We start from the raw sequence: 24,673 nt of genomic DNA on the forward strand, positions 1-24,673 counted from the left end.
CCCTCTCCCGCTTGCGGGAGAGGGTTGGGGAGAGGGTGTTTCCGCAAAGGGGCAATCCCCAGGAAAAATCCCAGGAACAATCCCCAAGAGGAGACAGCCCTCACCCGGCGCGCGGGACGATGCTTCGCTTCGCCCGGGACGCGCCGACCTCTCCCGCAAGCGGGAGAGTGAACGAGCCGCGGCAATCGATTCAACCCAAGCCCATTCCGCTTTAGTGAACCCGGATAGGCGTTGCCGAAATCTACTTGTCGGGCTGGGCTTCCGGAAACTTCCACTTTCCGTTCAATATCTCCGCCCGCGGCCTGTAAAGCCGGACCATATAGTTCCAGCCCTTCATGATGGGCAGGCAATTGGGAATCTTTCCGTCACAGCCGCCGAATTGCACGGATACTGAATTGTCGTCGTTCTTTCGTGCCGTGATGTTGTTGAGCGAATAGGCGTTGTACTGGTTGGGCTCGAAGTAGCCTTCCGCGTTGTACAGGCTTATCGACCAGAACCCGTCCACCGGCACGTCCTTCACGTTCAGCCTGTAGACCGTCGTGCCATCGTTACGGGTCGGGACGACGTTGAGGTAGAGTGCCTCCTTTGGAGGATTTGCCCCCCAGCCAAGGGCTGCGCCGATCACGAAGCGGAGGGGATCAACCTCCCCCTTGCGTCCATACATTCGGCTCGTATCGGGAAGTGTGGTTCCCAGTGCCAGCAATGCATCACGCACCTTCTTCTGGCTTGCTTGGTCCCAATCGGGAATCTCGAATTTCCCCGCCTGCTTCTGCGACACCTTGATCGCGTCCTGCAGGGCGTGGACCTCCTTGAGGTCCTGGGGATCGGCCGGATCGACGAGGGTTCGAACGGCGGCCAAAGCATAGCGTGTGCCGACATCCTTTCGCGCAAGCGTGATGCTGCCGGGCTTGTAGAACACACCAAAGGTGTATTGGTCTTCGTCGATCACCTGTAGCGACATGAATCGCTTGCCAGCGTTCGGCAGCGTTATGGTGACGGGCCCGGCATCGAGGTCGAACACGGCGGCCGAATAGAGCGTGTCTCGGTTGAGACGGATGATAGTTTGCTTGTCCAGCGGCGCGGGCGAACGGGTATGGTCGAATTTTCCAAAGCCACCGTTCTTCACGACGCCGCCGAAATACAGATCCGATTCCGCGCGGGCAAAGTTCTCGGGCGTTACCAGAGCGGGCTTATGTTCTGCGGGGAATCCGCTTTGCGCCATACCGAATTGCGCTGACGTGATCATCACTGCAAGAACAGAAACACGGCCGATCTTCATGCCAATCTCCTTGCGCTCAGACGACGCGCTGCAACGGGGGCTGCTTCCATTGGCCGTTCAAAGCCTCTGCCTTGGGCCAGTATATGCGAAGCGTCGTCCAGAACGGTCCCTTGGGGCAAGGCAGCCAGTTCGACTCGCGATCCGCTCCGGGCGCTTCATTCTGGATGTAGAGTGTGTAACCGCCATCGGGATCGCGCTTGAGGCTATCGAGCATCGTCGAATTGATCAGATAGCGGTTGATCTTGTTGGCGTAGAGCAGGCTCGACGGCAGCTCGTACATCGTGAGGGACCAGAAGGCATTGGCTGGCGGCAATTGTCCTGACTTGAAGCGAAGCACGTAGCGGTTTGCGCCATTGAGCATGCCGCCGTCTGCATCCCGGAAATAAGCCGGGTACATCGCCTCGTCCCTGGTATTGCCGTAGATGCCCAGCACGGCGGATGCCATCCGGGCCATGTAGTCGTTCTTCAGCATGGCCCGCGTACCAAATCCGTCCGCCGCGGTGCGCTTGCCGGTATCGACCTCCTTCGCCTTGAACTCGGCAAACGCCTTCCAGGCGTCTGCCATTCCGTCCGTCACGGCTTTGCGCATTTCGGGCGACAGGCTGCCTGGATCGAAGTTCTTTCCGGCCCCGATGTTCAGCCTCGCGAAGCGAGCCATTAGAGATTTTTCGGACGGATGCGTCGGACAGAACTGCAGGAGGAAGTTCAAGAGAACGAAGAACTCTGGCGAGCTCTTCTGCTCGTCTTGCGTGAGTGGTGCTGGAAAACGGGTTGCGGACATTGGGGGCGGAGCCGGTTGCCCCAGGAAGCTGGATAGCGTCTGGACCTTGTAGCCAGCCTGGACTCGTTTGACGTCGTCGAGGTCGGCCGGGTCGAACAGCTGTGTCCGGTACAGCACCAGATTGAGCTCGGTCTCGGAACGGATGATCGCCTTGATGCCTTTCGGCCTCTCGCCTTGCCATCGTGGGCCGGCCAGCAGGAAACTTCCGGGATCATTGCCCGTGGCGCGGCTTCCTACATAGGCGAAGTTGAACGTGTAGAGATCGATGAACTGCAATGAGTAATACCGCCTCTTCTCGACGGCGGGCACTGTCAACACCAGCGGTTCGGCACGCAGGTCTGCGCCGAGCTGAGAGTATGGGGTGTCGGAATTGGGTGTCTGGATCGCCTTGTCGTCCGGGGTAAAGACGCGCGCGACGTTGTTGATTGCATTCCACGGCGCCTTGAACTCGGGATCGTCGCGATCGACGAAGTACGACCTCATGATGCGATAATTTTCCAGCATCGGTACGCCGTAGATTGTCGCTTCCCTGGCAATAGCTCGCGCATCGCCCGGTGCAAGCGCTGTGGCCGCGGCGGCATTCGTGTTGGCGCCGACGGATATGGCAGCCGTCCCGAGTACGAAGTCGCGACGGGTTAATGGCGTTGTCATCACTCGAACCCCTCTCTTCCGAGCTGTAGGCGCGCTTGAGTTTAACGACCTCAAAATGCAAGATTGTCCGAAATCGGACAAAGTGAGCGCTGATGCGAAAAATATCTAAGGTTGAGTCCGAAAAGATCGCAAGCTCGTCGGGCTGGCTCACCCGGGTACCAAGCAAGTTTCGGGCGGACGTGCTGGATCATTCGGTATTGATTCAATTGAAGAAGGGAGAGGCGCTGTTTCACGTCGGCGATCCGCCCGGCGGAATTTACGGGCTCGTGGCTGGCACCATTAGCGTCAGTCTGGCGCCCCTCGATCACGCACCGCGCTTGATGCTGCTCGGTATACCTGGCCACTGGACGGGAGAGGCCTGCTTTCTAACGAGGAAGCCGCGACGAGGAGAGGTGAGAGCTGCCCTTGATACGACGCTGTTGCACGTGCCGCTCGATGCGCTGGACCGAATGGCGGCGAAAGACCCCACGGTCTCGCACCACATCGCGCAGATCCTGATGATGAGCGTCGAAACTTTGCTCGAGGTCGTGCATGATTTGCAGAAGCCCCAGGCGGATCGTCGCATCGCCTCCGTCCTGCAGCGGACGATAAGAATTGGTGAAGCCCCTCTGCCCTTGACTCAGAGCGAGCTGGGCATCATGGCCAATGCATCGCGCAAGCAGGTGAATGCCGCATTGAAGCAGTTCAAGGACGCTGGCTGGCTCACGCACACCTATCGCTCGATCATCGTAAATGACGTCAATGCGCTGCGTCGATATGCCGACGCCGAGAGGGATGATTGAGGTTCGCGGCTTGCGCGTGATCTCACTCTTCGGTGAGTCAAGTTTGCTGGAAGCCGCGAACTGGAGCCGCCGCCCAGTCGTCCCCGCCAGAGAATGCTTCATGCAATGTACGCATGATGATGAATCTGTCCGTCCTGCCAGAGCCTCGCTGCCAGCCTGCCCTTGTTGCGCGCAAACTCCGATGCGAATGTCTGAAATGGGTCATTGACGTCGCTTTGGGCGATGCGTCCGTTATTTCCGGCCCAAGCCGTGGTTGCCGTCGTCGGCATGGTCGAATAGCCGGCGTCATAGCCGACGCGCCGTCTCGACTTCGCGATTTCCAAGAGGAGCCTTCGGGGTGATCAGATGCAGCTTATTTTCATCTATGGGCAGGTCGCTTCGGGCAAACTGACCATCGCGCGCCAGCTTGCGGCGCGGACGGGGATTGCGCTGTTTCACAATCACCTCGTCGTCGACGCGGTCGGCGCGGTGTTTCCGTTCGGCACGGAAGCTTTTTCGCGCTTGCGCGAACAGTTCTGGATAGCGGTGTTCGAGGAGGCCGCCAAGCAGAAGCGATCATTGGTATTCACATTCGCCCCCGAACCGACCGTGGCTCGAGATTTTCCGGGTCGGGTACGAGGATTGATAGAACGGAACGGAGGCCAGGTCATCTTCGTAGCACTGCACTTGGCGCAGGCAGAGCAGGGGCGAAGCCTGGTTGAGGAGGATCGCGCTGCATTTGGAAAAATGCGGCGATGGAGAGTTTCTTCTCCTCGCTCAAGACAGAGCGGACGGCCAACAAGATCTATCGAACCAGAGACGAGGCACGCGCCGATGTGTTCGAATACATCGAACGATTCTACAACACGACCCGCAGGCACTCGACCATCGGCTATCTCAGCCCGGTTGAGTTCGAGAGCAAGGTGGGATTAGCTTAACCGGGTGTCCATCAAACCGGCAGCAGCTCAGCTATCGGCCAGCAGCGGACAGTCGCTCTAATGCCGGAGAGCGGAGGTCGGGACAATCAGGCCATGGCATGCGTCTGTCCACGCCAGGCCAGCTCGGCCAAGCGTGAACGCCTCCCTTTGATCAGACGGTCGGGACGGTGCCGCCGTCGATAACGAACTCAGCGCCGTGGATCGAGGCGGCGCGATCCGAGGCCAAGTAGGCGATGACGTCGGCGACCTCACAAGGTTCGGCCGCACGCCCGATGGAAATCCCGCCCAGACTGTCCAGGACGACTTGCCGCGCCTCCTCGATCGTGCCGCCATTGGCGGCCTGCAGACGTTTCAACAGGTCGACGGAGGACTTGGTCATGATCCAGCCGGGGGAGACGACGTTGACCCGCACGCCCTTCGGTCCCAGCTCCTTGGAGATCGACTTGCTGTAGGTTCTGAGGGCGGCCTTGGCGGCGGCGTAGGCGGTGGTCGCCTCGGGCAGAGGCAGGACCGACTGGATGGAGGCGACGTGCACCACCGCGCCCGCGCCCCGCGCGATCATCTGCGGCACCAGGAGACGATCGAGGCGGACCGTGGCCAGAAGGTTCAGGTTCAGTTCGGAGAGCCAGTGCTCGTCCGTCAGCGCGACAAAGCCGCCGCCTGGCGTGGACGAACCGCCGATGACGTGAGCCAGAATGTCTACGCCGCCCATACGCTCAAGCGCCGCCTCGGCAAGCGCTTCTCCACCCTCGGAAGTTGTCAGGTCCGCCTGGACGAACGCGACGCCGTCTACGGGCGCCATCGCTCCGCGGGCGGCGGTGATCACCCGGGCGCCGCCGGCCAGGAAGCGGTCGACGGTGGCGCGGCCCAGGCCTTTGCTGCCGCCGCTGACGACCACGCGCTTGCCCGCGAACTCTGACGGATCAACTGCGATTTTCATGCGGTGATCTCCAAGGTTTTGATCGCGTCATCTTCGAGCGTGAAGCGGTAGATGAAGCGGATCGGACTGCCCTTGAAGTCGCCACGGGCGGGGCCTTCGAGGACGACCTGACCGTTCTCGTGCCGGAGAGTGTCCGGCGTGAAGATCGCCTTGGCGGCGATCACCGCTTCTTCGAGCAAGCGCCTGATTTCAGCGCGCCCCTGAAGAACGGCACCATTGTCGAGAAGGACGGCGTCGGCTGCGAAGGGCTTCAGCATGCCATCGGCGTTGAGGCGGGCGTTCGCAGCTACATACGCTGCGATCGGGGTAGGTAGTTCGAGTGACATTGTTTTTGTCCTGTTTGCTTCGGTCGCAGCCTGGGGCGGCTGCAAGTGCGCCTGCCAGCCAAGATAGCGATGGACATTTGGAGCGATAATCAGGACAATTCGGAATGCATCATCACGAAAATCGGGACAATGTTGCAGAGCAGCCTGAACGAATTGGATGCCGTTCTCATGGTCGCCCGCCGGGGCAAGTTTCGCACGGCTGCGCTTGAGCTCGGGGTTTCAACGACCGCGCTCAGCAACGCGGTCGGAAAGCTGGAGCGCACGCTCGGCGTGCGGCTCTTCAACCGGACGACGCGAAGCGTCTCCTTGACGGAGGCAGGTCAGCGGTTCGTCGCGCAAGTCGCTCCTGCCGTGCAGGACATTCATGAGGCGATGGAGGTTGCGCGCTCTCAACAGGCCACCCCTTCGGGCACACTGCGCATCAACGCCTTTCCGACAGCGGCGCGGGAAATCTTCTCTTGGCTTGTCCTGCCGTTCCTGCGCGCTCACCCTCAGGTCCACATCGACATCGTTACAGAGGGGCGCTTGGTCGACATTGTCGCGGCCGGCTTCGACCTCGGCGTTCGTAGCGCCGACCTCGTGCCGGCCGACATGATCGCACTCCCATTGGGGGGTCTGCGGCGCAATGTTGTGGTCGGCACACCGAGCTATCTGAAAGCGCACGGGACGCCCCTGACCCCCCAGGACCTCACCGAGCATACTTGTCTCCGCGTCCGGCTCCCGAATGGCGCGATCCATCGCTGGCCGTTCGAGAAGGATGGACAATCGGTCCATATCGACGTCGAGGGTGCCATCACCCTCGACGAAGCTAGCCTCGCGCGCACCGCAGTCCTCGCGTCCGTTGGTCTGGCCTTAGCTATGGAATCCGACGTACGAGACGACATCGAGGCAGGCCGCCTTGTGCGCGTGCTTGAGGATTGGACGCCCATTCTGTCGCCGTTGAGCCTCTACTATCCGAGCCGACGCAACCCGACTGCCGCGTTCAAGGCGTTCGTCGACTTCGCGCGGCGGCAAAGTGGAGCCAGCATTACCCTGACGCCGTCAAAGGTTCGGAAGCGCCAGTAACGGACATTCGACCGCTGTGAATTCAACTTCGGTTATGGGTCACAAGCAGCCTAACCGGCTAAGACGGCTGACTTCCGCACTGCCTGGGAAACCCGACTTCCATGAGCATGCTGAACCAGGGCGAGAAGGGCCGGTGCGGTCATCTCGCAGACGTTGCTGGGCTGCCAGCTGAGCCGGCGATTAGAAACGCGATCCCCTGCCGCGATTCGAACAGGCGAGAAACAATATGCGGGCAGGATGTTGTGTGAAGCTCGAGGATGTCGATACCGAAACGCTGAGGGGCTCGCCCTCTCCCACGTCTCGCGATGATGCCATCATGCGCCTGTTTTGCCCGACGATGCAACGTTCGTAAAATCAGGAGAGTCCGCGGCAGTTTTCGAAAGCTTGTGGGCAATCAGCAAGCCAGGCCGCGATGACGGGCCATCGCAAGCGCGTCGCGCTCCAAGTCATTGATCCTGCTGACCCCGTCTACTGTGCATGGGGTTGTTTTCGACATTTTTGTTTTGGAGGTGCGACAGCGCCACGCAGAGCCGGCCCCGATCCGGCTCCCGCCGGCTACTTCATCACCCGCAGGCCCTTGGTCGTGAAGCGCTGCGTCCTGCCGCCGGGGCGCATCGGCCGCTTCGTGCCGGCCGCCTTGCCGGTGCCCGGCGGCTGGTGCGCGGGCACGAGCTGGTGGGGCTGCGAGCCGATCAGGTCGCGTCGGCCCATCTGGATCAAGGCTTCGCGCAGCACCGGCCAGTTGTCGGGGTCGTGATAGCGCAGGAAAGCCTTGTGCAGGCGGCGCTGGCGCAGGCCCTTGATCGCCTCGACCTTGTCGCTGCCGCCGTGGCGCACGCCGCGCAACGGATTGACGCCGGTGTGGTACATCGCGGTTGCGGTCGCCATCGGCGAGGGCAGGAAGGTCTGCACCTGGTCGGCGCGGTAACGATTCTTCTTCAGCCAGAGCGCGAGGTTCATCATGTCCTCGTCGGTCGTGCCCGGATGCGCCGCGATGAAATAGGGGATCAGGTAATATTTCTTGCCGGCGCGCTCGGCCGCCGCGTCGAACATCCGCTTGAACTTGTCATAGGCGCCGATGCCCGGCTTCATCATCTTGTCGAGCGGGCCGCGCTCGGTATGTTCGGGCGCGATCTTGAGATAGCCGCCGACGTGATGGGTGACGAGCTCCTTGATGTATTCGGGACTCTCGACCGCAAGGTCGTAGCGCACGCCGGAGGCGACCATCACCTTCTTGATGCCCTTGGTCTCGCGCACCTTGCGATAGAGCCGGATCAAATCGTCATGCGAGGTGTTGAGGTTCGGGCAGATCTCGGGGAAGACGCAGGACGGCCTTCGGCACGCGGCCTCGACCTTCGGGTCCTTGCACGCCATCCGGTACATGTTGGCGGTGGGGCCGCCGATGTCGGAGATCACGCCCGTGAAGCCCGGCGTCCTGTCGCGGATCTTCTCGATCTCGCGCAGGATCGAGCCCTCCGAACGGTTCTGGATGATGCGGCCCTCGTGCTCGGTGATCGAGCAGAAGGTGCAGCCGCCAAAGCAGCCGCGCATGATCGTGACCGAGAACTTGATCATGTCCCACGCGGGGATCTTCGCCTCGCCATAGGAGGGATGCGGTGCGCGCGCATAGGGCAGGTCGTAGACCGCGTCCATCTCCTCGCTGGTCAGCGGGATCGGCGGCGGGTTGAGCCAGAGATCGCGGTCGCCGTGACGCTGCACCAGCGGCCGCGCATTGCCGGGATTGCTTTCCCGGTGCAGCACGCGTGAGGCGCGGGCATAGGCTTCCTTGTCCTGCTCGACCTGCTCCAGGGCCGGCAGCCGGATCACGGTCGGGCCTTTCGTCCGTGACGCGGCCTCGTCGGCGGAATCGAGATCGTCGGCGTGCAGCTCCGTGTAGTCAGCCGGGACCTTGCGGAACAGCGCGACGCCCCTGATGTCGTCGAGCTCGCGTGGTGCCTCGCCGGCCGCAAGCCGATGCGCCACCTCGACGACGGCGCGCTCGGCGTTGCCGTAGAGCAGGAGGTCGGCCTTGGCGTCGGCCAGCACCGAGCGGCGCACCTTGTCCGACCAGTAGTCGTAATGCGCGATCCGGCGCAGCGAGGCCTCGATGCCGCCGAGCACGATCGGAACGTCCTTGAACGCCTCGCGGCAGCGCTGCGCGTAGACGATGGTGCAGCGGTCCGGCCGCTTGCCGCCTTCGCCGCCGGCCGTGTAGGCATCGTCGCTGCGGATGCGGCGGTCCGCGGTGTAGCGGTTCACCATGGAGTCCATGTTGCCGCCGGTGACGCCGAAGAACACCTTTGGCTTGCCGAGCGCCTTGAACGGCTCGGCCGAATGCCAGTCCGGCTGCGCGATGATGCCGACGCGAAAGCCTTGCGACTCGAGCAGCCGGCCGATGATCGCCATGCCGAAGCTCGGATGGTCGACATAGGCGTCCCCGGTCACCAGCACGATGTCGCAGGCGTCCCAGCCGAGCGCATCCATCTCGGCGCGGCTCATCGGCAGGAACGGCGCCGGCTTGCGCGGCTTTGCCTGCGCCATTAGCGGCTTGGCGGCGGTGATCATCTGGGTGTCCATGGCGCCTACGCATAGGACCCCGGGCCCGCAAATTCAACCGATCGCTGTGCCGCCACGCCGATTGTGATGGCCTGTGCGACTGTGACACGGCCCACACACCGATCGATTCATGCCGACGCCGGGAGCGCGCAATGCGGCGAACGGCGGGTTCCGTCCTCGATCGGATATCGGCCGTAGGAACCAACCGTGCCAGCAAACATTCTGGTCGAGGGTTCGACTCGGACCCGGGTTGAGGCGCCTCCGTCATTTCGGCGCTCGCGACGTCGCCTCTGCGATGGGGGAGCTGTGAGCACGGTCATAGAGAACTTGCTGTTGCGGAAGCAGAAGCTCGTCGAACAGCTCGAGAAGGCGCCGTCCGTGGAGGATCGCGACAAGATCGAGCACCAGCTCGACCAGATCAACACCGCGCTGGATTTTCTCGACAGGCAGCCGCCGAAGGAACAGCGGTAGACCCGCTAATCCACTTGCAGCGCCTTCGCGTAGACGCGCCCGGAATTGGTGATGTGCGTCGTCATCAGGCTCTCGAAGGCGACGAACTCGCCGCGTGCGAACAAATCGAGCAGCCTGCGATGCTCGTCGAAGGACGTGCGGGTGCGCACGTCGATCGGCGAGGTCAGATTGGTGCGAAGCGCGGCGACGCGGCCGGAGACGAGCTGGTAGGCTTCTGCGAGATATCGGTTGCCGCAATGGGCGAACAAGGCTTCGTGAAAGGCCGCGTCGGCGCGGCCATAGGCGATGTTGTCTCTTGCCGCGACCGCCGGCTCCATCGCCGCGATCGCTGCGCTCATTGCCGCAATCGCCGCTTTGCGATCGTGGCGGAAGGCGAGCTCGGCCGCCCTGGGCTCCAGCGCGATACGGAAGGTGCAGAGCGCATTGATGTCCTCCGCGCTCGGCGTGAACACGAAGCTACCAACCTGCGGCCGGATCACCACCAGGCCTTGCGCCTGCAACTGTCCCATCGCCTCGCGCACCGGCGTGCGGCTGACGCCGAAGGAATTGGCCACCATCTCCTCGGAGATGGCAGCGCCCAGCGCGAACTCGCCGTCGATGATCGCCTGGCGCAGCCGCTGCATCACCCGCTGCGACAGCGATTTCGGCGTGTCGAGCTTGAGCGATCGCATGGCGCTGTCAGATCACCTTGCCGGGATTGAGCAGGCGATCGGGATCGAGCGCAGCCTTCAGAGTCCGCATCAGCGCGATCTCGGCCTCGCTCCTGGCATGGCCCAGCCACTGCTTCTTCAGCGTGCCGATGCCGTGCTCGGCCGAGACACTGCCGCCCATGTCGCGGACGAGCCCGTAGATGATCGCGTCCATCGCGTCCTTCGGCTGCTGCGCCACGGAGAGGCCGGTGACCCAGGAGACGAGATGCAGATTGCCGTCGCCGATATGACCGTAATAGACGCTCTCGCAACCATTGATGCCGGAGGCCAGCGCCGCCTTGCAGCGCGAGACGAACTCGTCCATGCGCGCCACCGCAAGGCCGATGTCGTAGGAGATGTGCGGCCCAAGCACCTGGCCGAACTCGGCGCAGATGTCGCGCACGCGCCAGAAGGCCTGCGTCTGCGCCAGCGATTGCGCGACGGCGGCGTCGGCGAGCAGCCCACGTTCCATCAGCTCTTCGAGCCAGCTCTGGAAGCGCGGTGCGTCCAGGCTCTCGTCGGTGCCCTGCGCCTCCACCAGCACGTAGAGGCCGTGACCTGGGGCGACCGGCGGCTTCACCCCGGCGCGCGTGGTGATCACGTCCCAATAGTCCGGCCACATCACCTCGAAGGCCGACAGCAGCGGACCGAGCCCGCTGCGCGCGGCATCGAGCAGCGCGATCACCGCGGCATAATCCTTGAGCGCGCAGAGCGCCGCCATGGTCGAGCGCGGCTTCGGAAACAGCTTGAGCACCACGCGGGTGATGATGCCAAGCGTGCCTTCCGAGCCGATGAACAGATGCTTCAGGTCGTAGCCGGCATTGTTCTTCATCAGCTTGTTGAGGCTGGTGATGATGGTGCCGTCGGGCAGCACGACCTCCAGGCCGAGCACCAGCTCGCGCGTCATGCCGTAACGGATGACGCGGTTGCCGCCGGCATTGGTGGAGAGATTGCCGCCGATGGCGCAGGAGCCGCGCGAGCCGAGGTCGAGCGGAAAGAAGAAGCCGGCCTCGTCCGCAGCCTTCTGGATCGTCTCAAGCGGCGTGCCCGCCTTGACCGTCATCGTCGCGGAGGCGCGGTCGATCTCCTCGATTCCGGTCATGCGCTCCAGCGAGATCGCGACCCAGCCGTCCTCAGGCGATGCGCCGCGGCACAGCCCGGTCAGTCCGCCCTGCGGCACGAAAGGAAGCCGTGCCTGCCGGCACGTCGCAATCGCATCGGCAACGCCCTGCGCATCGACCGGCCGGATCACCGCGAGCGGCGTCTGCGGCAGGCTCGCGCTCCAGTCGTTGCAATTGCGCGCGGGCACGTCGCGGCCGGTCAACACCGCGGCTTGCCCAAGCTTGTCGCGCAGGACGCCGAGCAACTGATCGGGCCGCCCGGTGGGAGTCACCATGTCCATGCGAGACCTCCTCAAAATTCTGGCTGCGCTCAAGGCGTGTCGGTTTGCGTCGGTCTTGTATGTAAGGTACAAGATAGAAAGTAAAGCAAAATTGGGATCCCGGTAAGTGCGGAAGATCGTTGGAGATCAGCGGCTTAGCTCGGGACGGCAGCAAGGGGTGGCGTGATGACGGAGGCAATTCGCGGGTTCTGGGTGGCATCGGCGACGCCGCTGGCAGCGGACGGCAGTGTGGATTCCGCCAGGCTCGCCGCCCACGCCAAGCAGCTCTTCAGCAAGGGCGTCGATGGCGTCGTGCTGTTCGGTACCACGGGCGAGGGCACCTCGTTCAATGTCGGCGAACGCGTCGCGACCATCGAGGCGATGCTCAAGGCCGGCGTTGCGCCCGAACGCATCGGAATCGGCGGCGGCTTTCCTGCCATCACCGACAGCATCGCATTGACGCGCGCCGCGCTCGGCCTCGGCCTGCGCCACGTGCTGCTGCTGCCGCCCTATTTCGACCGCAGCGTCACGCCCGAAGGCATCGAGGATGCCTTTGCGGCGATCATCGACGGCGTCGCCGATGATCGGCTGCGCGCCTCGCTCTATCACATCCCGCAGGTGTCGGGCGTCGCGATCCCGACGAAGGTCGCCGCGAACCTGCGCAAGCGCTACGGCAAGCAGGTCGCGGGCCTGAAGGACTCCAGCGGCGACTTCAAGCAGTTCCAGGCCTTCCGCGCAGCCGCGCCCGAGCTCGCCATCACCGTCGGCAACGAGCCCGACATCGCCCGCGCGATCGCCGCGGGCGGCGCCGGCACCATTTGCGGCATGGCCAACATCGTACCGGAGCTGGTCAAGGGCATGTTTGACGGCAAGGATGTCGAAGCGCGCATGCAGGCAGCGGCAGATGCCGTGGTGAAGACGCCGTCTCTGGTCGCGACGTTGAAGGCTATCCTCGCGGCGCAGACGGGCGATACAGGCTGGCTGCGCGTTCGCCCCCCGCTCCGCGCGTTGTCCGACGGCGCCGCGCTCAAGCGAAGTCTCGACGCGCTGATGGTGCCTGCCATCGCGTAGAATCGCGATGCGGCGTCGCAAATGCGCGTGGTGCGTGCAGCACTCGGCGTGGTGGCAATTGAAGATTGAGGATTGGTCCGATCCGTTCTTAGAACGATTCAATACTAGAGCGATTCAACTCCGCCTACGGTTCCGCTCGCGCTCCGTGCCTGTTAGACGCGCCAGCTTCAATGCTGCGTCTGACCTGGAAGTGAATCGAACGTGCGTGCTCAATTGGATGGCCAATGCGCTAGCGGCCACCGTCACCGTGCCGGCAAGAGCCGAGCGGGTCTTCTCATCGGAGCGGCTGTGCTGCTCGCCGAATGCCCCTCCAACATGACGACCGCGCAGGCGCAATCCGCTCTGCCGCCCGTGACGGTGGAAGCGCCGGTGCAGCGGCCGAAACCGGCGCGGGCATCGGATCAGGCTTCACGCCGCTCGCAAACCGCCGCGCGCCAACGTAGTCGCAATACCGCACCCGCAGCGCCGACGCTCTCGGAGCGAGCGGCCGCGGAAGCCGCCGCACAGCAAGCCGCAAAGCTCGGCTACCGCGCGATGCCGAGTGCGACCACGCTGCGCAGCGGGGCTTCGCCGCTCGACACCTCGCAGGCCGTCAACGTGGTGCCCGAGCAGGTGCTGAAGGATCAGCTCCCGCGCAACATCGACGATGCGCTCGCCAACGTCTCGGGCGTCACCCAGACCAACACGCTCGCCGGCACCCAGGACGCCGTGATCCGCCGCGGCTTCGGCGACAATCGCGACGGCTCGATCATGCGCAACGGCATGCCGCTGGTGCAGGGCCGCAGTCTCAATCCCGCGGTTGAAAGCGTCGAGGTGCTCAAGGGGCCGGCCTCGCTGCTCTACGGCATCATGGATCCCGGCGGCATCGTCAACACCATCAGCAAGCGGCCGGAGCTCTATCAGCACGGTTCGGTCACGCTGCTCGGCTCGACCTACGCGAACAATCGCAGCGGCGCCGACGGCCTGCTCGACGTCACCGGCCCGATCGGCGATCAGGGTCTTGCCTATCGCTTCATCGGCTACGGCGTCAGCGAGGACTATTGGCGCAATTTCGGCCGGCACCGCGAAATGCTGGTTGCGCCGTCACTGGCCTGGTACGGAAAGGACACCACGGTCCAGCTCAACTACGAGCATCGCGAGTTCATCTATCCGTTCGACCGCGGAACGGCGTTCATCAACGGCGCGCCGCTGGCGATTCCGAAGACGCGCCGGCTCGACGAGCCCTACAACAACATGTGGGGGACGTCCGACCTGATCCAGGCCTCGGTCGAGCATCGCATCAATCAGGACTGGAAGCTCTTTGCCGGTTATAGCTACAACACCGAGACCTTCAGCGCGAACCAGCTCCGCATCACCGGCGTCAACGCGAATACCGGTGTCGAGACTCGCAGCAATGATGGCACGCAGGGCTCGCTGAGCAATTCCAGCTACGGGACGTCCTACATCTCGGGCGGGTTCTGGCTCGGCGACATGCGCAACGAGGTGCTGTTCGGCGGCGACGGCCAGTATCGCACGATCTACCGCGACAATCTGATCCGGCAGGCGACCCCGTCCTTCAATGTCTACAACCCGGTCTACGGTCTGATCGGGCCGGGCACGACGGTTTCGAATAGCGACAGCGCCCAGACCGATAAGCTCGGCCAATGGTCGCTGTTCTTCCAGGACACGCTGCATCTGACCGAGCGGTTTGCGCTGGTCGGCGGCGTGCGTTACATGGACTACGATCAGCTCGCCGGGCGCGGAAGGCCGTTCAAAACCAACACAAATGTCTCCGCGGATGCGGTACTGCCGCTCGGCGGCGCGATCTTCAAGCTCACCGACGAGCTTTCGCTCTATGCGAGCTATACCCAGTCTTTGAAGCCGAACTCCACCATTGCTCCGCTCAGCAACGGCGGCGGCGTCGTGCTCGGATCGGACATCGCGCCCGAGGAGGGCACGCAATACGAGACCGGCCTCAAGTTCGATCTCAACAAGCGCCTCTCAGGCACGCTCGCGATTTACGATATCGAGAAGCATAACGTGCTGGTCAGCCAGCTCAACACGGCAACCGGTCTCAACGTATATACCGCAGCCGGCAAGGTCCGCTCGCGCGGTGTCGAGCTCGACGTCACCGGCCGGCTCACCGACCATTGGAGCATGATCGGAAGCTATGGTTACACCGATGCGCGCGTGATCGAGGATCCGACATATGCCGGTAAGCAGTTGCAGAACGTTGCCATGAACACGGCCTCGCTGTTTCTGGTCTACGATTTTGGGACGATGCTTCCCGGTCAGCTCAGGCTCGGCGGCGGTGCCCGCTATGTCGGCGACCGGCCCGGCGATGCGTTGAACACGTTCGTGCTGCCATCCTATGTCGTTGCCGATGTCTTCGCGACCTATGAGACGAAGCACCAGACACTGCCGGTCATCTATCAGCTCAACGTCAAGAACCTGTTCGACACGCTCTATTACACCTCCGCCCAGAACAATTTGGGCGTCGCCATCGGCGACGCACGCCGCGTGTCGCTGTCGGCAACGGTGAAGTTCTAGCGATGACGGTGCGGATCGGGCATAAGGTCAAGGCAGCCCTGCTCCAGATCCATTCCGTCGCGGGCCTCGTGCTCGCGCTGCTGCTGGCCCTGATCGCGCTGACCGGCGCGATCATGAGTTTTGAGGACGAGATCGTCGATCAACTCAACGCCGGGATCATGCAGGTCGCGCCGCGTCAAACGCCGGTGCTGATGCCTGACGACCTGATCGCCCGGGTGAAGGCGGCGCAGGATGTCGGCAAAGTCTCGGCCGTCACGCTGTCGAGCGATCCGGCAGCGGCGGTCCATGTCCGCTTCGCGCGGGACGAACAGGGCAGCCGGCCGGGCTCGCTCTATGTCGACCCCCATGACGCGCGCGTGCTGGGTTCGCCGCGCGGCGAGGCGTTCTTCGCGACCGTGCGCAAGCTACACCGTTGGCTGCTGATTCCCGGCGACGCCAAGGGCTGGGGACGTCCGATCACCGGCACCATCGCGCTCGGTCTGATCGTCATGCTGGTTTCGGGCCTCGTGTTGCGCTGGCCGCGTCGCGCGAGCAGCGTGAAGATGTGGCTGAAGCCGAACCTCGCGCTGAGCGGCCGCGGACTGCACCGGTCGCTGCATGCGGTGATCGGCACCTGGGTGCTTCCGGTCTATCTCGCGATGACGCTCACCGGGCTGTGGTTCTCCTTCGAATGGTACAAGGACGGCGTGACCTGGCTGTTGGCGCGTCCTCACGTCACCGTAGCGAAGATGCCCGCAAAGTCGCCGCGGGCGGCCGACCGTCCTGGGACCGCGCAGCCGATCGGATTCGATCGGGCCTGGACGACGTTCCAGCGCGAGGAAGGCGGCCGCTTCTCCAGGGCCTTGCTGACGCTGCCGGCTGGCTCTGGCACGGTGATACGAATCCGGTCGTGGGGGAACGATAGGACGCTCGAGACCACACGCGATGAATTTCGTATCGACGCAGTCACCGGGCAGATGGTCTCGGCTGAGCGCTATGACGACAAGACATTCGGCGAGAAGATCATCGCGGCCATTTACGACATCCATCGCGGCGCGATCCTGGGATGGCCGGGCAAGCTCGCCTTCATGATGGCCGCGATCCTGATGCCGTTGTTCTCGGTCACCGGCATCCTGCTCTATCTGTCGCGTCGCAAGCTGCGGCGCCCGGCGCAGCCGCCGCTCGGGCGGCTCGTTCCCGGTGAGTGAGCGGACAGACTAGCCAACGCGGTTGCAATCGTTCAGAAACCATGGCCTGCCTTTCCCGGGATCCACGCCATGAAGCTTCCGACCGCTACCCCCGCCGACCTCCGCCGTGCGCTGCTGCTGCGCGAAGAAATCGCGCTGCTCGATCTCCGATACGAGGCTGCCTTCGCGACCGGACACCCGCTGTTCGCCGCCAACATGGCCCTCGACCGGATCGAGATAGAGGCCGAGGTCAGGCTGCCGCGCAAGGATGTGGCGATCGTGCTCTATGATGGCGGTGATGGGCTGGTCGCGCCCGGCGCCGAGCGTCTGGCCGCGCTCGGCTACACCAACATCACCGCCCTCGACGGCGGGCTGACGGCCTGGCGCGCGGCGGGCTTCGAGGTTTTCGAGGACGTCAATTCCTACTCGAAGGCGTTCGGAGAACTGGTCGAGTCGCGCCGCCACACGCCTTCGCTCAGCGCCGACGAGGTCGCCAAGCTCATCGCCGACAAGGCCAACATCACCATTCTCGACGTCCGCCGCTTCGACGAATATGCGACCATGAACATCCCGGGCTCGGTCAGCGTGCCCGGCGCGGAGCTGGTGCTGCGGGCAGGGCAAGCCGCGCCCGATCCCGAGACGACGATCATCGTCAACTGCGCCGGCCGTACCCGCTCGATCATCGGCACCCAGTCGCTGATCAATGCCGGCGTGCCCAACAAGGTGCGCGCGCTGCGCAACGGCACCATCGGCTGGACGCTGGCGCGGCATACGCTCGACCATGGCGCTGACAGGCGCGGCGCGATCGGGCCGTTCGAGGGCGGCCCGGCCAATGCCCGCGATGTCGCCTATCGCGCCGGTGTTCGCCATATCGGTGCGCACGAGATGTCGGCGCTTGCCGTGCAGACCCATCGTACGCTCTATCGCTTCGACGTGCGTGAGGCCGAGGAATATGCGGCCGGCCATCTCCCCGGTTTTCGCCATTATCCCGGCGGCCAGCTCGTCCAGGAGACCGACATGGCCGCACCCGTGCGCGGCGCGCGCATTATCCTGACCGACGACAAGAACGTTCGCGCCGACATGACGGCGTCGTGGCTGGCCCAGATGGGCTGGGAGGTCTATGTGCTCGAAGGCGGCTATGACGGCGCGCTTGAGATCGGCCCGCCGCACGTGTTGCCGAAGCCGGATCCGGCACACCGCTACCGCCGGCCCTATGAAGGGACTGATGTGGCCGAAGCTGCGATGCAGGCCTATCTCGACTGGGAATACGGCCTCGTCGAGCAGCTCCGCCGCGACGGCACGCATGGGTTCTACGTGATTTGATTCCGTTATCCGTCACCCTGACGTGGCCGCTTCTTCAGCGGCCCTCGAAGGGCGACGGTCCTGCCGCAGCGGGGCCGTTCATCCTTCGAGGCTTCCCACGCAACGCTTCGCTGGCTCGCACCGCAGGATGACGGGTCTGGTAACCCGTCCCTGCCGCCCCGCCATTTTCTCCCCGTATCAGTGCCCTATTGTGCCGCGCACCGTCCGCGGTCTATGAGCTGCGGCGAAGCTGTGACTTACGGAGAGACCATGTCAGCCCCAGGCCAAGGCCCCGAGCGGAATGCGAAGGCGCTGCTCCTCGAAGGCGTCAATGACAGCGCCGTCGACCTGTTCAAGAGCGCGGGCTTCGCCAATGTCGAGCGGCTGACCAAGGCGCTGGATGGCGAGGATCTGCGCCGCGCGCTCAAGGGCGTGTCGTTGCTCGGTATCCGCTCGCGAACCCAGATCACCGATGAGGTGCTCGCCGCCGCCGACCAGCTTCTCGCGGTCGGCTGCTTCAGCGTCGGCACCAACCAGGTCGATCTTTCGGCGGCGCGCAAGCGCGGCATTCCCGTCTTCAACGCGCCGTTCTCCAATACGCGCAGCGTCGCCGAACTCGTGATCGGCGAGATCGTGATGCTGCTGCGGCGGATCTTTCCGCGTTCGGTGTCGGCCCACGCCGGAGGCTGGGACAAGTCGGCGACCGGCAGCCGCGAGGTGCGCGGCCGCACGCTCGGCATCGTCGGCTACGGCAATATCGGCTCGCAGCTCTCGACCCTGGCCGAGGCCATGGGCATGCGCGTGATCTATTTCGACCGCACCGACAAGCTCCGCCACGGCAACACCGAGCCTGTCGAGAAGCTCGAAGAGCTGCTGGCACAGAGCGACGTCGTCAGCCTGCACGTGCCGGAGACGCCGGAGACAGCAGGCATGATCGGCGAGAAGGAGCTGCGGGCGATGAAGCCCGGCTCGTTCCTGATCAACAACAGCCGCGGCACGGTGGTCGATCTCGATGCGCTCGCGCGCGCCTTGCGCGACGGTCACCTCGCCGGCGCGGCGGTCGACGTGTTTCCGGTCGAACCGTCCTCGAATTCCGATCGCTTCAAGAGTCCCATTCAGGGCCTCGAGAACGTCATCCTCACCCCGCATATCGGCGGCTCGACCGAAGAGGCGCAGGAGCGTATCGGCGGCGAGGTGGCGCGCAAGCTGGTCGACTATTTCATCACCGGCTCGACCATGGGCGCGGTGAACTTCCCCGAAGTGCAACTGCATCTTCGCCCTTCCGGCGCGCGCTTCAGCCATGTTCATCGCAACGTGCCGGGCATGTTGCGGCGGCTCAACGAGGTGTTCCTGCAGCGCGACATCAACATCGCCGCTCAATATCTGGAGACAGCCGGCGACCTCGGCTATGTCGTGCTCGACGCCGATCTCGGCGGCCACGACTCCGGCGAGCTTCTCGAGCAGATCCGCGCCCTCGACGGCACCATCGGCGCGCGCCTGGTGTTCGAGCACTAGAGTCTTGTTGACGGGCTTCAGGAGGTCGCATTCAATGCGGTCTCCTGACGGATCGACAAACAAGAAACCGGGTGGAAACGATGACTCCGACGAGGGCGAAGCTGTGCGGATTGCTCGTGGGAACGGCAGCTGCGTTGAGCGCGAACGCCGCGCTTGCCGTGACGTTGACGGAGGACGCTGAGACCGTCTGCAAAGGCCTCCATGGCGGTAGTGACGCTATGAAGATCGATAGCGCGACATTGCAGGCGCCGTCGCAAATCGCCGTTGCCGAACGTGGGCCGACGCCGTCGGGGCGCATCACGCCGGCCAATCCGCGCTTCTGCAAGGTGCTCGGCCACATCGATCCGGTCGATCCCAAAGCGCCGCCGATCAAGTTTCAGGTCAACCTTCCCGTCGAATGGAACGGCCGTTCGCTGCAATATGGCGGCGGCGGGTTCAATGGCGTGCTCATCACCGGCCTCGCGCTGCCGCCGGCCTATCCCTTCGACAAGCCGTCGCCGCTCGCGCGCGGCTTCGTCACCTACGGCACCGATTCCGGCCACGAGACCAGACAGGGCGAGCCGCCGCAGGTGTTCGCGCTCAACGACGAGGCCTTCGAGAATTTCGCCCATCGTGCCTACAAGAAGGTGCGCGACGCCGCCGTCGCGCTGATGCAGCGCGCCTACGGCAGGAAGCCGGACAAGATGTACTTCATGGGCTCGTCCGAGGGCGGCCGCGAAGGCCTCGCCATGGCGCAGCGCTACCCCGATGATTTCGACGGCATCTTCGCCCGCGTCCCCGTGATCAACTGGGTCGGTCTGCAACATGCCGGAACGCGCTCGGGCCTGGTGACCATGGGGGAGGGCTGGATCAATCCGGCGCAGGTCAAGCTGGTCGGCGATGCCGTGCGTGCGGCTTGCGACAAGGCCGACGGCTCCGACGATGCGCTGGTGCAGGATCCCGTCGCCTGCAAGGCGGCATTCAAGGTCGAGACGCTGCGCTGCGCGACGGGCCAGAGTGGCGACCAGTGCCTCACCGATCCCCAGATCAAGGCAATCAACACGCTGCACGCTCCTTACAAATTCCCGTTCGCGCTCGCCAACGGTCTCGACGACTATCCGGGCTGGGGCGTTTCGGGCGAGGATACGCCGGCGATCGGGCCGACCGGCGGCTGGGTCGCGTGGTGGCTCGGCACGGCGCCGCCGGCGCAGCCGCCTGCGCCCAACAACGGCATTGCCTGGATCTACGGCGCCGGCGGCATTCAATATGTCTTCGCGCGCGATCCGAAGCTCGATGTGACCACCTACAAGGTCGAGGCGCACAAGGCGCGGTTGCTCGAGGTCTCGAAGCTGATGGATTCGACCGATCCCGATCTCAGCCGTTTTCGCGCCCGCGGCGGCCGGCTGATCATGCTCGAGCACATGGCCGATTATGCGCAGAGTCCCTATGCCGGCATCCGCTATTTCGAGAACGTCGAGCGCAAGATGGGCAAGGCCGAGACGGCGGAGTTCGCGCGGCTCTACACCGCGCCCGGCGTCGATCATGTCGGCTCCGGCGCGCCGGCCAATGTCGACATGCTGAGCGTGCTGGTGGACTGGGTCGAGAACGGCAAGGCGCCCGGCGATCTGGAGGTTGCCGAGCAGAAGGTCGAGTCGCCCTCGTTCGCGACGCTGCGCGCGCTGCCGCTGTGCCGCTGGCCAGCCTGGCCGCACTACAAGGCGGGTGCGGTGTCGGAGGCGTCGAGTTTTACCTGCGCGCCATAGCGAAACGGCCGGTTTGACAATCGCCCCGTGCGCGGCTAGATACTTCGCATGCGAAATAACGAGGCCGCAGCGAAGCATCATCGGCTGATCTACCTGCTGAGCGTCGCGCACCGCCGCTTGCAGCGATGGATGGCGGCGCAGCCGCAGAGCACGGTGACGCCTGCGCAGGCGGGGCTGCTGTTCATCCTCGGCAGGCAGGACGGTGTGCTGATGGGCGAAGCCGGCGCGGCGCTCGATCTCGGGCCGGCCGGCATCTCCGGCTTGGTGGACCGCACCGCTGCCGCAAGTCTGGTCGAGAGGCGCGCCGACCGCGAGGATGGCCGCGCCTGGCGCATCTGGCTGACGCCGAAGGGGCGTACCGCGCTGGCGCAAGCGAAGGCCGACGCGGCCGCGGTCAATGCGGCGCTGACGGAAGGATTCACGGCCGCGGAGATCGACATCGTCGCGCGCTGGCTGACCAGCATTCAGGACAAGTTTCCAAGAACTTCAGACGAATAACAGGGAGCAGACGAATGACCGAGCACGTCCGGATCGAGAGCAACGCTGGAATTCTCACGCTGACATTGGCGCGTCCCGACAAGAAGAACGCGCTGACCGATGCGATGTATGGCAAGCTGGCGGACACAATCGAATCCGCCGAGTTCGATCCGTCCGCCCGCGTGATCCTGATCCGCGGCGAGGGCGACATGTTCACCGCCGGCAACGACGTCGGCGAGTTCGCGGCGGTCGCAGCGGGCAAGTCGGAAGGCAGCCGCAACGTCGTGCGCTTCATCCAGTCGTTGGCGCGCTGCACCCGGCCGCTGGTCGCCGCCGTGCAGGGACGTGCCGTCGGCGTCGGCACCACGATGCTGCTGCATTGCGATCTCGTCGTGCTCGCCGACAACGCACAACTGTCGACGCCCTTCGTCAGCCTGGCGCTGGTGCCGGAAGCGGCATCCAGCCTCTTGATGCCGGCGCGCATCGGCCATGCGCGCGCCTATGAGATGTTCGCGCTCGGCGAGACCGTACCCGCAAAGTCGGCGCTGGAATGGGGCCTTGCCAACCGTGTGGTGCCGCTCGACAAGCTCGATGCCGAGGCGCTCGCCCTCGCGCAGCGTCTCGCCCGTCAGCCGCTCGGTGCGCTCACGGCCACCAAGAAGCTGATGCGCAATGGAGAGATGCTGGTCGCGCAGATGCAGGCCGAAGGCGAGCAGTTTGCGCAGCGCCTGCGCACCGCCGAAGCGCGGGAGGCGTTCACGGCCTTTGCCGAGCGCCGAGCGCCGGATTTCACCCGGGTCGCATAGCGGATCCCGAATGCGTGCAGGTTGGATCGCTCGGATTCAACTCAAACCTTAACGAAACATTGGCATGTTCCGGTGCAAGGTGACCTCTCCCGCGAGTTAGGTCCCTCGACCCATGTCAATTTTTAAGAGATCGGTAAGCACGCTCCTCCTGGTGCTGATGGCGCTACTGGCCGTCGGTGCGCTGACCAGCACGGCCATTCAGATGGGCGGGGCCTTCTCCCGCTACAGCGACAGTCTGGAGACCGAACGGCTCGCGAATGCCGACAAGGCGATCTTCCAGGGCGTGCTGGCCTTGCGCAACAATCGCGGCGATGCCCAAAGCGCGCTGCTCGGCGAGGACGATCCGCGCGCCAAGCTCGGCGCCGCCGAGAAGGCCGAGCAGGCCGGTTTCGACGCCATCGCCGCCGCACTCTCGACCGTCGAATTCGCGCGGCGCGACGAGCTGGCCAGCACGCTGAAGCAGCGCTGGAGCGAGGCCGCGCCGAAGTTCCAGCTGTTCTACGACGAAGCCAAGTTGCCGCGCGCGGAACGCAAGGTCGAGCGCACCGCACCCTGGTACGATTCCGTCACCAAGGTGATCGAGACGGCGAATCTCGCGTCCACTGCGGTGTCCAACCGCGCCTGGATGAACGACCCCTTCATTGCCCGCATGATCCAGGCCCGCCGCCTTGCCTGGCAGGTGCGCGACCGCTACGGCATCCAGTGCTCGACCCTGCGTCCGAACGTCAACGGCTCCAAGCCGCTCGACGAGACCCAGAAGCAGACCGTGGCCGGATGGAATGGCATCATCACTGCCGGCTGGGCCGGCATGGAGGAGCTGCTGGCTGCGCCTGATGTGACCGCCGATCTCGTCAACACGGCCAAGGAGGCACGCGCCAAGACCGACGGCGTCCTCAAGCAGATCGGCGAGCTGACCAAGACCTTCGACGGCAGCGGCCGTCCCGCGATGCCCGCCGCGGAATGGAACGCGCTGTGCCAATCGCCCTTCGCTCCCATCGTCGCGGTCGCCAACAAGGCGCTCGACCTCTCGATCGCGCGCGCGGAGGCGGTTCAGGCAAAAGCCCTCACCAATCTCATCGTGCAGTCGCTCGCGTTCCTGCTCGCGCTGGCCGTAACCTTGGCCGGCGTGTTCGTGGTGCGCAATCGCCTCATGCGTCCGGTGCGCGCGATCCTCGATGCCATCGCGCGCATCAGCGCGCGCGATTATGCGACGCCGGTTCCGCAATCCCGCCATCCCGACGAGTTCGGCACCATGGCCGCCGCACTCGAGAGCCTGCGCGAAAGCGCGGCCACCGCGGAACGGCTGGGCCAGGAACGCGAATCGCAGCAGGCGCTCCAGCTCGCCCGCTCCGGCACCGTCGATGCCGCTTGCCGCAGCTTCGACGACACCGTGCAGGCGGTCATCCAGAGCGTCGTGGCCTCGACACGGGAGCTCGACGCCACCGCGACCGGGGTGCGCTCGCTGGTCTCCGAATCGAGCAGCCAGACCGCGGCGGTCTCCTCCGCGGCCGAGCAGGCCACCAACAATCTCGAAACCATCGCGGCCGCGACGGAGGAGCTCTCCGCATCGGTCGGCGAGATTTCCGCACAGGTGCAGTCGAGCGCCCGCGAAGCCCGCGAGGCCGTGGCCCAGGCCGAGCAGACCAACGCGACGGTCGAGATCCTCGACCAGACCGCGAGCCGTATCGGCGAGGTCGTGAAGATGATCAACGCGATCGCCGCCCAGACCAACCTCCTGGCGCTGAACGCCACCATCGAAGCCGCGCGTGCGGGCGAGGCCGGTCGCGGCTTTGCCGTCGTCGCGGGCGAGGTCAAGAGCCTCGCTTCCCAGACGGCGACAGCGACGGAAGAGATCTCGCGCCAGGTCGAGGAGATCCAGGGCGCCACCGGCCAGGCCGTTGCCGCGATCCGCTCGATCGGCGGCGCCATCAGCGGCATCGACGAGAAGATGACGACGATTGCGGCCGCGGTCGAGCAGCAGCGCGCGGCCACCACCGAGATCTCGCGCAATTTCCAGCAGGCCGCTCAAGGCACCCGCGAGGTGACCGACACCATCGGCAGCGTCGCGAGGCTCAACCAGGAGACCGGCAACGCCGGCACGGTGCTGACGGAGTCCGTCAAGAAGATGTCGGCCGACGCCGATCGTCTCCGCGTCGCGGTCGAGGGCTTCCTGGGAGCCGTCAAGACCGCGTAGTTCGTTCTCTCACCATCCAACGTCGCGCGGGCA

The 24,673-nt window shown here is 64.5% G+C and carries 20 protein-coding genes and 1 pseudogene; 13 read left to right on the forward strand and 8 right to left on the reverse strand.

Translation table 11 applies throughout. The features are described from left to right. Positions 1-241 precede the first annotated feature (241 nt). Together AX729_RS08390 and AX729_RS08395 are read right to left on the reverse strand one after the other, a co-directional pair. Complete coding sequence (locus AX729_RS08390; RefSeq protein ID WP_082770380.1) at positions 242-1,279, reverse strand: DUF1254 domain-containing protein; 1,038 nt, start codon at positions 1,277-1,279, stop codon at positions 242-244. A 16-nt stretch (positions 1,280-1,295) separates the two neighbouring features. After that, on the reverse strand, positions 1,296-2,711 hold the full coding sequence (locus tag AX729_RS08395; protein WP_061021954.1) for a DUF1254 domain-containing protein: 1,416 nt from the start codon (positions 2,709-2,711) through the stop codon (positions 1,296-1,298). 92 nt (positions 2,712-2,803) lie between these two features. Here AX729_RS08395 and AX729_RS08400 point away from each other — a divergent pair, with 92 nt between their 5' ends. Next, positions 2,804-3,493, forward strand: a complete 690-nt coding sequence (locus AX729_RS08400; RefSeq protein WP_061021956.1) for a Crp/Fnr family transcriptional regulator — start codon at positions 2,804-2,806, stop codon at positions 3,491-3,493. A 98-nt stretch (positions 3,494-3,591) separates the two neighbouring features. On the opposite strand, the gene AX729_RS08405 is transcribed toward AX729_RS08400, so the two are convergent. Then, positions 3,592-3,816, reverse strand: coding sequence for a hypothetical protein (locus AX729_RS08405; protein ID WP_061021958.1), 225 nt, complete (start codon positions 3,814-3,816; stop codon positions 3,592-3,594). A gap of 393 nt (positions 3,817-4,209) precedes the next feature. Between AX729_RS08405 and AX729_RS08410 the strand changes: the two are divergent. Next, positions 4,210-4,410: pseudogene (locus AX729_RS08410) on the forward strand (IS3 family transposase); the annotation flags it as partial. 151 nt (positions 4,411-4,561) lie between these two features. Here AX729_RS08410 and AX729_RS08415 read toward each other — a convergent pair. Both AX729_RS08415 and AX729_RS08420 read right to left on the reverse strand, forming a co-directional pair. Continuing rightward, complete coding sequence (locus AX729_RS08415; RefSeq protein ID WP_061021959.1) at positions 4,562-5,350, reverse strand: SDR family oxidoreductase; 789 nt, start codon at positions 5,348-5,350, stop codon at positions 4,562-4,564. Continuing rightward, the gene (locus AX729_RS08420) at positions 5,347-5,676 is read right to left on the reverse strand and encodes a nuclear transport factor 2 family protein (RefSeq protein ID WP_061021961.1); all 330 of its coding nucleotides are present in this window, start codon (positions 5,674-5,676) and stop codon (positions 5,347-5,349) included. The genes AX729_RS08415 and AX729_RS08420 overlap by 4 nt, the downstream gene beginning before the upstream one ends. A gap of 129 nt (positions 5,677-5,805) precedes the next feature. On the opposite strand from AX729_RS08420, the gene AX729_RS08425 reads away from it, so the two are divergent. Next, entirely contained in the window at positions 5,806-6,741 is a 936-nt protein-coding gene (locus AX729_RS08425) for a LysR family transcriptional regulator (RefSeq protein ID WP_061022122.1), read from the forward strand. Positions 6,742-7,296: 555 nt separating this feature from the next. On the opposite strand, the gene AX729_RS08430 is transcribed toward AX729_RS08425, so the two are convergent. Continuing rightward, positions 7,297-9,318 carry a YgiQ family radical SAM protein gene (locus AX729_RS08430; protein WP_061021963.1) on the reverse strand — a complete coding sequence of 674 codons (2,022 nt, stop codon included), beginning with the start codon at positions 9,316-9,318 and terminating at the stop codon, positions 7,297-7,299. Positions 9,319-9,603: 285 nt separating this feature from the next. On the opposite strand from AX729_RS08430, the gene AX729_RS40410 reads away from it, so the two are divergent. After that, positions 9,604-9,768 carry a hypothetical protein gene (locus tag AX729_RS40410; protein WP_197433557.1) on the forward strand — a complete coding sequence of 55 codons (165 nt, stop codon included), beginning with the start codon at positions 9,604-9,606 and terminating at the stop codon, positions 9,766-9,768. A gap of 5 nt (positions 9,769-9,773) precedes the next feature. Here the strand turns inward: AX729_RS40410 and AX729_RS08435 are convergent, their stop codons facing one another. Together AX729_RS08435 and AX729_RS08440 are read right to left on the reverse strand one after the other, a co-directional pair. Beyond that, entirely contained in the window at positions 9,774-10,439 is a 666-nt protein-coding gene (locus AX729_RS08435) for a GntR family transcriptional regulator (RefSeq protein WP_061021965.1), read from the reverse strand. Positions 10,440-10,446: 7 nt separating this feature from the next. Beyond that, the gene (locus AX729_RS08440) at positions 10,447-11,859 is read right to left on the reverse strand and encodes an FAD-binding oxidoreductase (RefSeq protein ID WP_061021966.1); all 1,413 of its coding nucleotides are present in this window, start codon (positions 11,857-11,859) and stop codon (positions 10,447-10,449) included. A gap of 165 nt (positions 11,860-12,024) precedes the next feature. Here AX729_RS08440 and AX729_RS08445 point away from each other — a divergent pair, with 165 nt between their 5' ends. The 9 genes from AX729_RS08445 (at position 12,025) to AX729_RS08485 (ending at position 24,640) form a co-directional block, all read left to right on the forward strand. Beyond that, positions 12,025-12,909 carry a dihydrodipicolinate synthase family protein gene (locus AX729_RS08445; RefSeq protein ID WP_061022124.1) on the forward strand — a complete coding sequence of 295 codons (885 nt, stop codon included), beginning with the start codon at positions 12,025-12,027 and terminating at the stop codon, positions 12,907-12,909. A 315-nt stretch (positions 12,910-13,224) separates the two neighbouring features. Next, on the forward strand, positions 13,225-15,438 hold the full coding sequence (locus tag AX729_RS08450; protein ID WP_502686903.1) for a TonB-dependent siderophore receptor: 2,214 nt from the start codon (positions 13,225-13,227) through the stop codon (positions 15,436-15,438). Positions 15,439-15,440: 2 nt separating this feature from the next. Beyond that, positions 15,441-16,625 (forward strand): PepSY-associated TM helix domain-containing protein, encoded by a 1,185-nt coding sequence (locus AX729_RS08455; RefSeq protein WP_061021970.1) that lies wholly within the window; start codon positions 15,441-15,443, stop codon positions 16,623-16,625. A 69-nt stretch (positions 16,626-16,694) separates the two neighbouring features. Then, the gene (locus AX729_RS08460; protein ID WP_061021972.1) at positions 16,695-17,927 is read left to right on the forward strand and encodes a rhodanese-like domain-containing protein; all 1,233 of its coding nucleotides are present in this window, start codon (positions 16,695-16,697) and stop codon (positions 17,925-17,927) included. A 249-nt stretch (positions 17,928-18,176) separates the two neighbouring features. Next, positions 18,177-19,421, forward strand: a complete 1,245-nt coding sequence (gene serA / locus AX729_RS08465) for a phosphoglycerate dehydrogenase (protein WP_061022126.1) — start codon at positions 18,177-18,179, stop codon at positions 19,419-19,421. Positions 19,422-19,501: 80 nt separating this feature from the next. Next, a complete protein-coding gene (locus tag AX729_RS08470) occupies positions 19,502-21,163 on the forward strand; it encodes a tannase/feruloyl esterase family alpha/beta hydrolase (protein ID WP_061021974.1) in 1,662 nt (553 codons plus the stop codon). Between the two features lie 48 nt (positions 21,164-21,211). After that, entirely contained in the window at positions 21,212-21,661 is a 450-nt protein-coding gene (locus tag AX729_RS08475) for a MarR family winged helix-turn-helix transcriptional regulator (RefSeq protein WP_061021976.1), read from the forward strand. A 14-nt stretch (positions 21,662-21,675) separates the two neighbouring features. Beyond that, positions 21,676-22,446 carry an enoyl-CoA hydratase gene (locus tag AX729_RS08480; protein ID WP_061021978.1) on the forward strand — a complete coding sequence of 257 codons (771 nt, stop codon included), beginning with the start codon at positions 21,676-21,678 and terminating at the stop codon, positions 22,444-22,446. Between the two features lie 112 nt (positions 22,447-22,558). Beyond that, on the forward strand, positions 22,559-24,640 hold the full coding sequence (locus tag AX729_RS08485) for a methyl-accepting chemotaxis protein (protein ID WP_061021980.1): 2,082 nt from the start codon (positions 22,559-22,561) through the stop codon (positions 24,638-24,640). The last annotated feature ends 33 nt before the right edge of the window (positions 24,641-24,673 follow it).

Source organism: Bradyrhizobium sp. CCH5-F6 (assembly GCF_001556045.1).
GTDB lineage: Bacteria > Pseudomonadota > Alphaproteobacteria > Rhizobiales > Xanthobacteraceae > Bradyrhizobium.

Bases quoted from the DNA above. Each gene is read 5' to 3' on its own strand.
- AX729_RS08460 (WP_061021972.1), top strand. From the start codon at position 16,695: ATGAAGCTTCCGACCGCTACCCCCGCCGACCTCCGCCGTGCGCTGCTG.
- AX729_RS08475 (WP_061021976.1), top strand. From the start codon at position 21,212: ATGCGAAATAACGAGGCCGCAGCGAAGCATCATCGGCTGATCTACCTG.
- AX729_RS08395 (WP_061021954.1), bottom strand. From the start codon at position 2,711: ATGACAACGCCATTAACCCGTCGCGACTTCGTACTCGGGACGGCTGCC.
- AX729_RS08430 (WP_061021963.1), bottom strand. From the start codon at position 9,318: ATGGACACCCAGATGATCACCGCCGCCAAGCCGCTAATGGCGCAGGCA.
- AX729_RS08435 (WP_061021965.1), bottom strand. From the start codon at position 10,439: ATGCGATCGCTCAAGCTCGACACGCCGAAATCGCTGTCGCAGCGGGTG.
- AX729_RS08440 (WP_061021966.1), bottom strand. From the start codon at position 11,859: ATGGACATGGTGACTCCCACCGGGCGGCCCGATCAGTTGCTCGGCGTC.
- AX729_RS08390 (WP_082770380.1), bottom strand. From the start codon at position 1,279: ATGAAGATCGGCCGTGTTTCTGTTCTTGCAGTGATGATCACGTCAGCG.
- AX729_RS08485 (WP_061021980.1), top strand. From the start codon at position 22,559: ATGTCAATTTTTAAGAGATCGGTAAGCACGCTCCTCCTGGTGCTGATG.
- serA (WP_061022126.1), top strand. From the start codon at position 18,177: ATGTCAGCCCCAGGCCAAGGCCCCGAGCGGAATGCGAAGGCGCTGCTC.
- AX729_RS08450 (WP_502686903.1), top strand. From the start codon at position 13,225: ATGACGACCGCGCAGGCGCAATCCGCTCTGCCGCCCGTGACGGTGGAA.
- AX729_RS08455 (WP_061021970.1), top strand. From the start codon at position 15,441: ATGACGGTGCGGATCGGGCATAAGGTCAAGGCAGCCCTGCTCCAGATC.
- AX729_RS08445 (WP_061022124.1), top strand. From the start codon at position 12,025: ATGACGGAGGCAATTCGCGGGTTCTGGGTGGCATCGGCGACGCCGCTG.
- AX729_RS08400 (WP_061021956.1), top strand. From the start codon at position 2,804: ATGCGAAAAATATCTAAGGTTGAGTCCGAAAAGATCGCAAGCTCGTCG.
- AX729_RS08415 (WP_061021959.1), bottom strand. From the start codon at position 5,350: ATGAAAATCGCAGTTGATCCGTCAGAGTTCGCGGGCAAGCGCGTGGTC.
- AX729_RS08420 (WP_061021961.1), bottom strand. From the start codon at position 5,676: ATGTCACTCGAACTACCTACCCCGATCGCAGCGTATGTAGCTGCGAAC.
- AX729_RS08480 (WP_061021978.1), top strand. From the start codon at position 21,676: ATGACCGAGCACGTCCGGATCGAGAGCAACGCTGGAATTCTCACGCTG.
- AX729_RS08470 (WP_061021974.1), top strand. From the start codon at position 19,502: ATGACTCCGACGAGGGCGAAGCTGTGCGGATTGCTCGTGGGAACGGCA.
- AX729_RS08425 (WP_061022122.1), top strand. From the start codon at position 5,806: ATGTTGCAGAGCAGCCTGAACGAATTGGATGCCGTTCTCATGGTCGCC.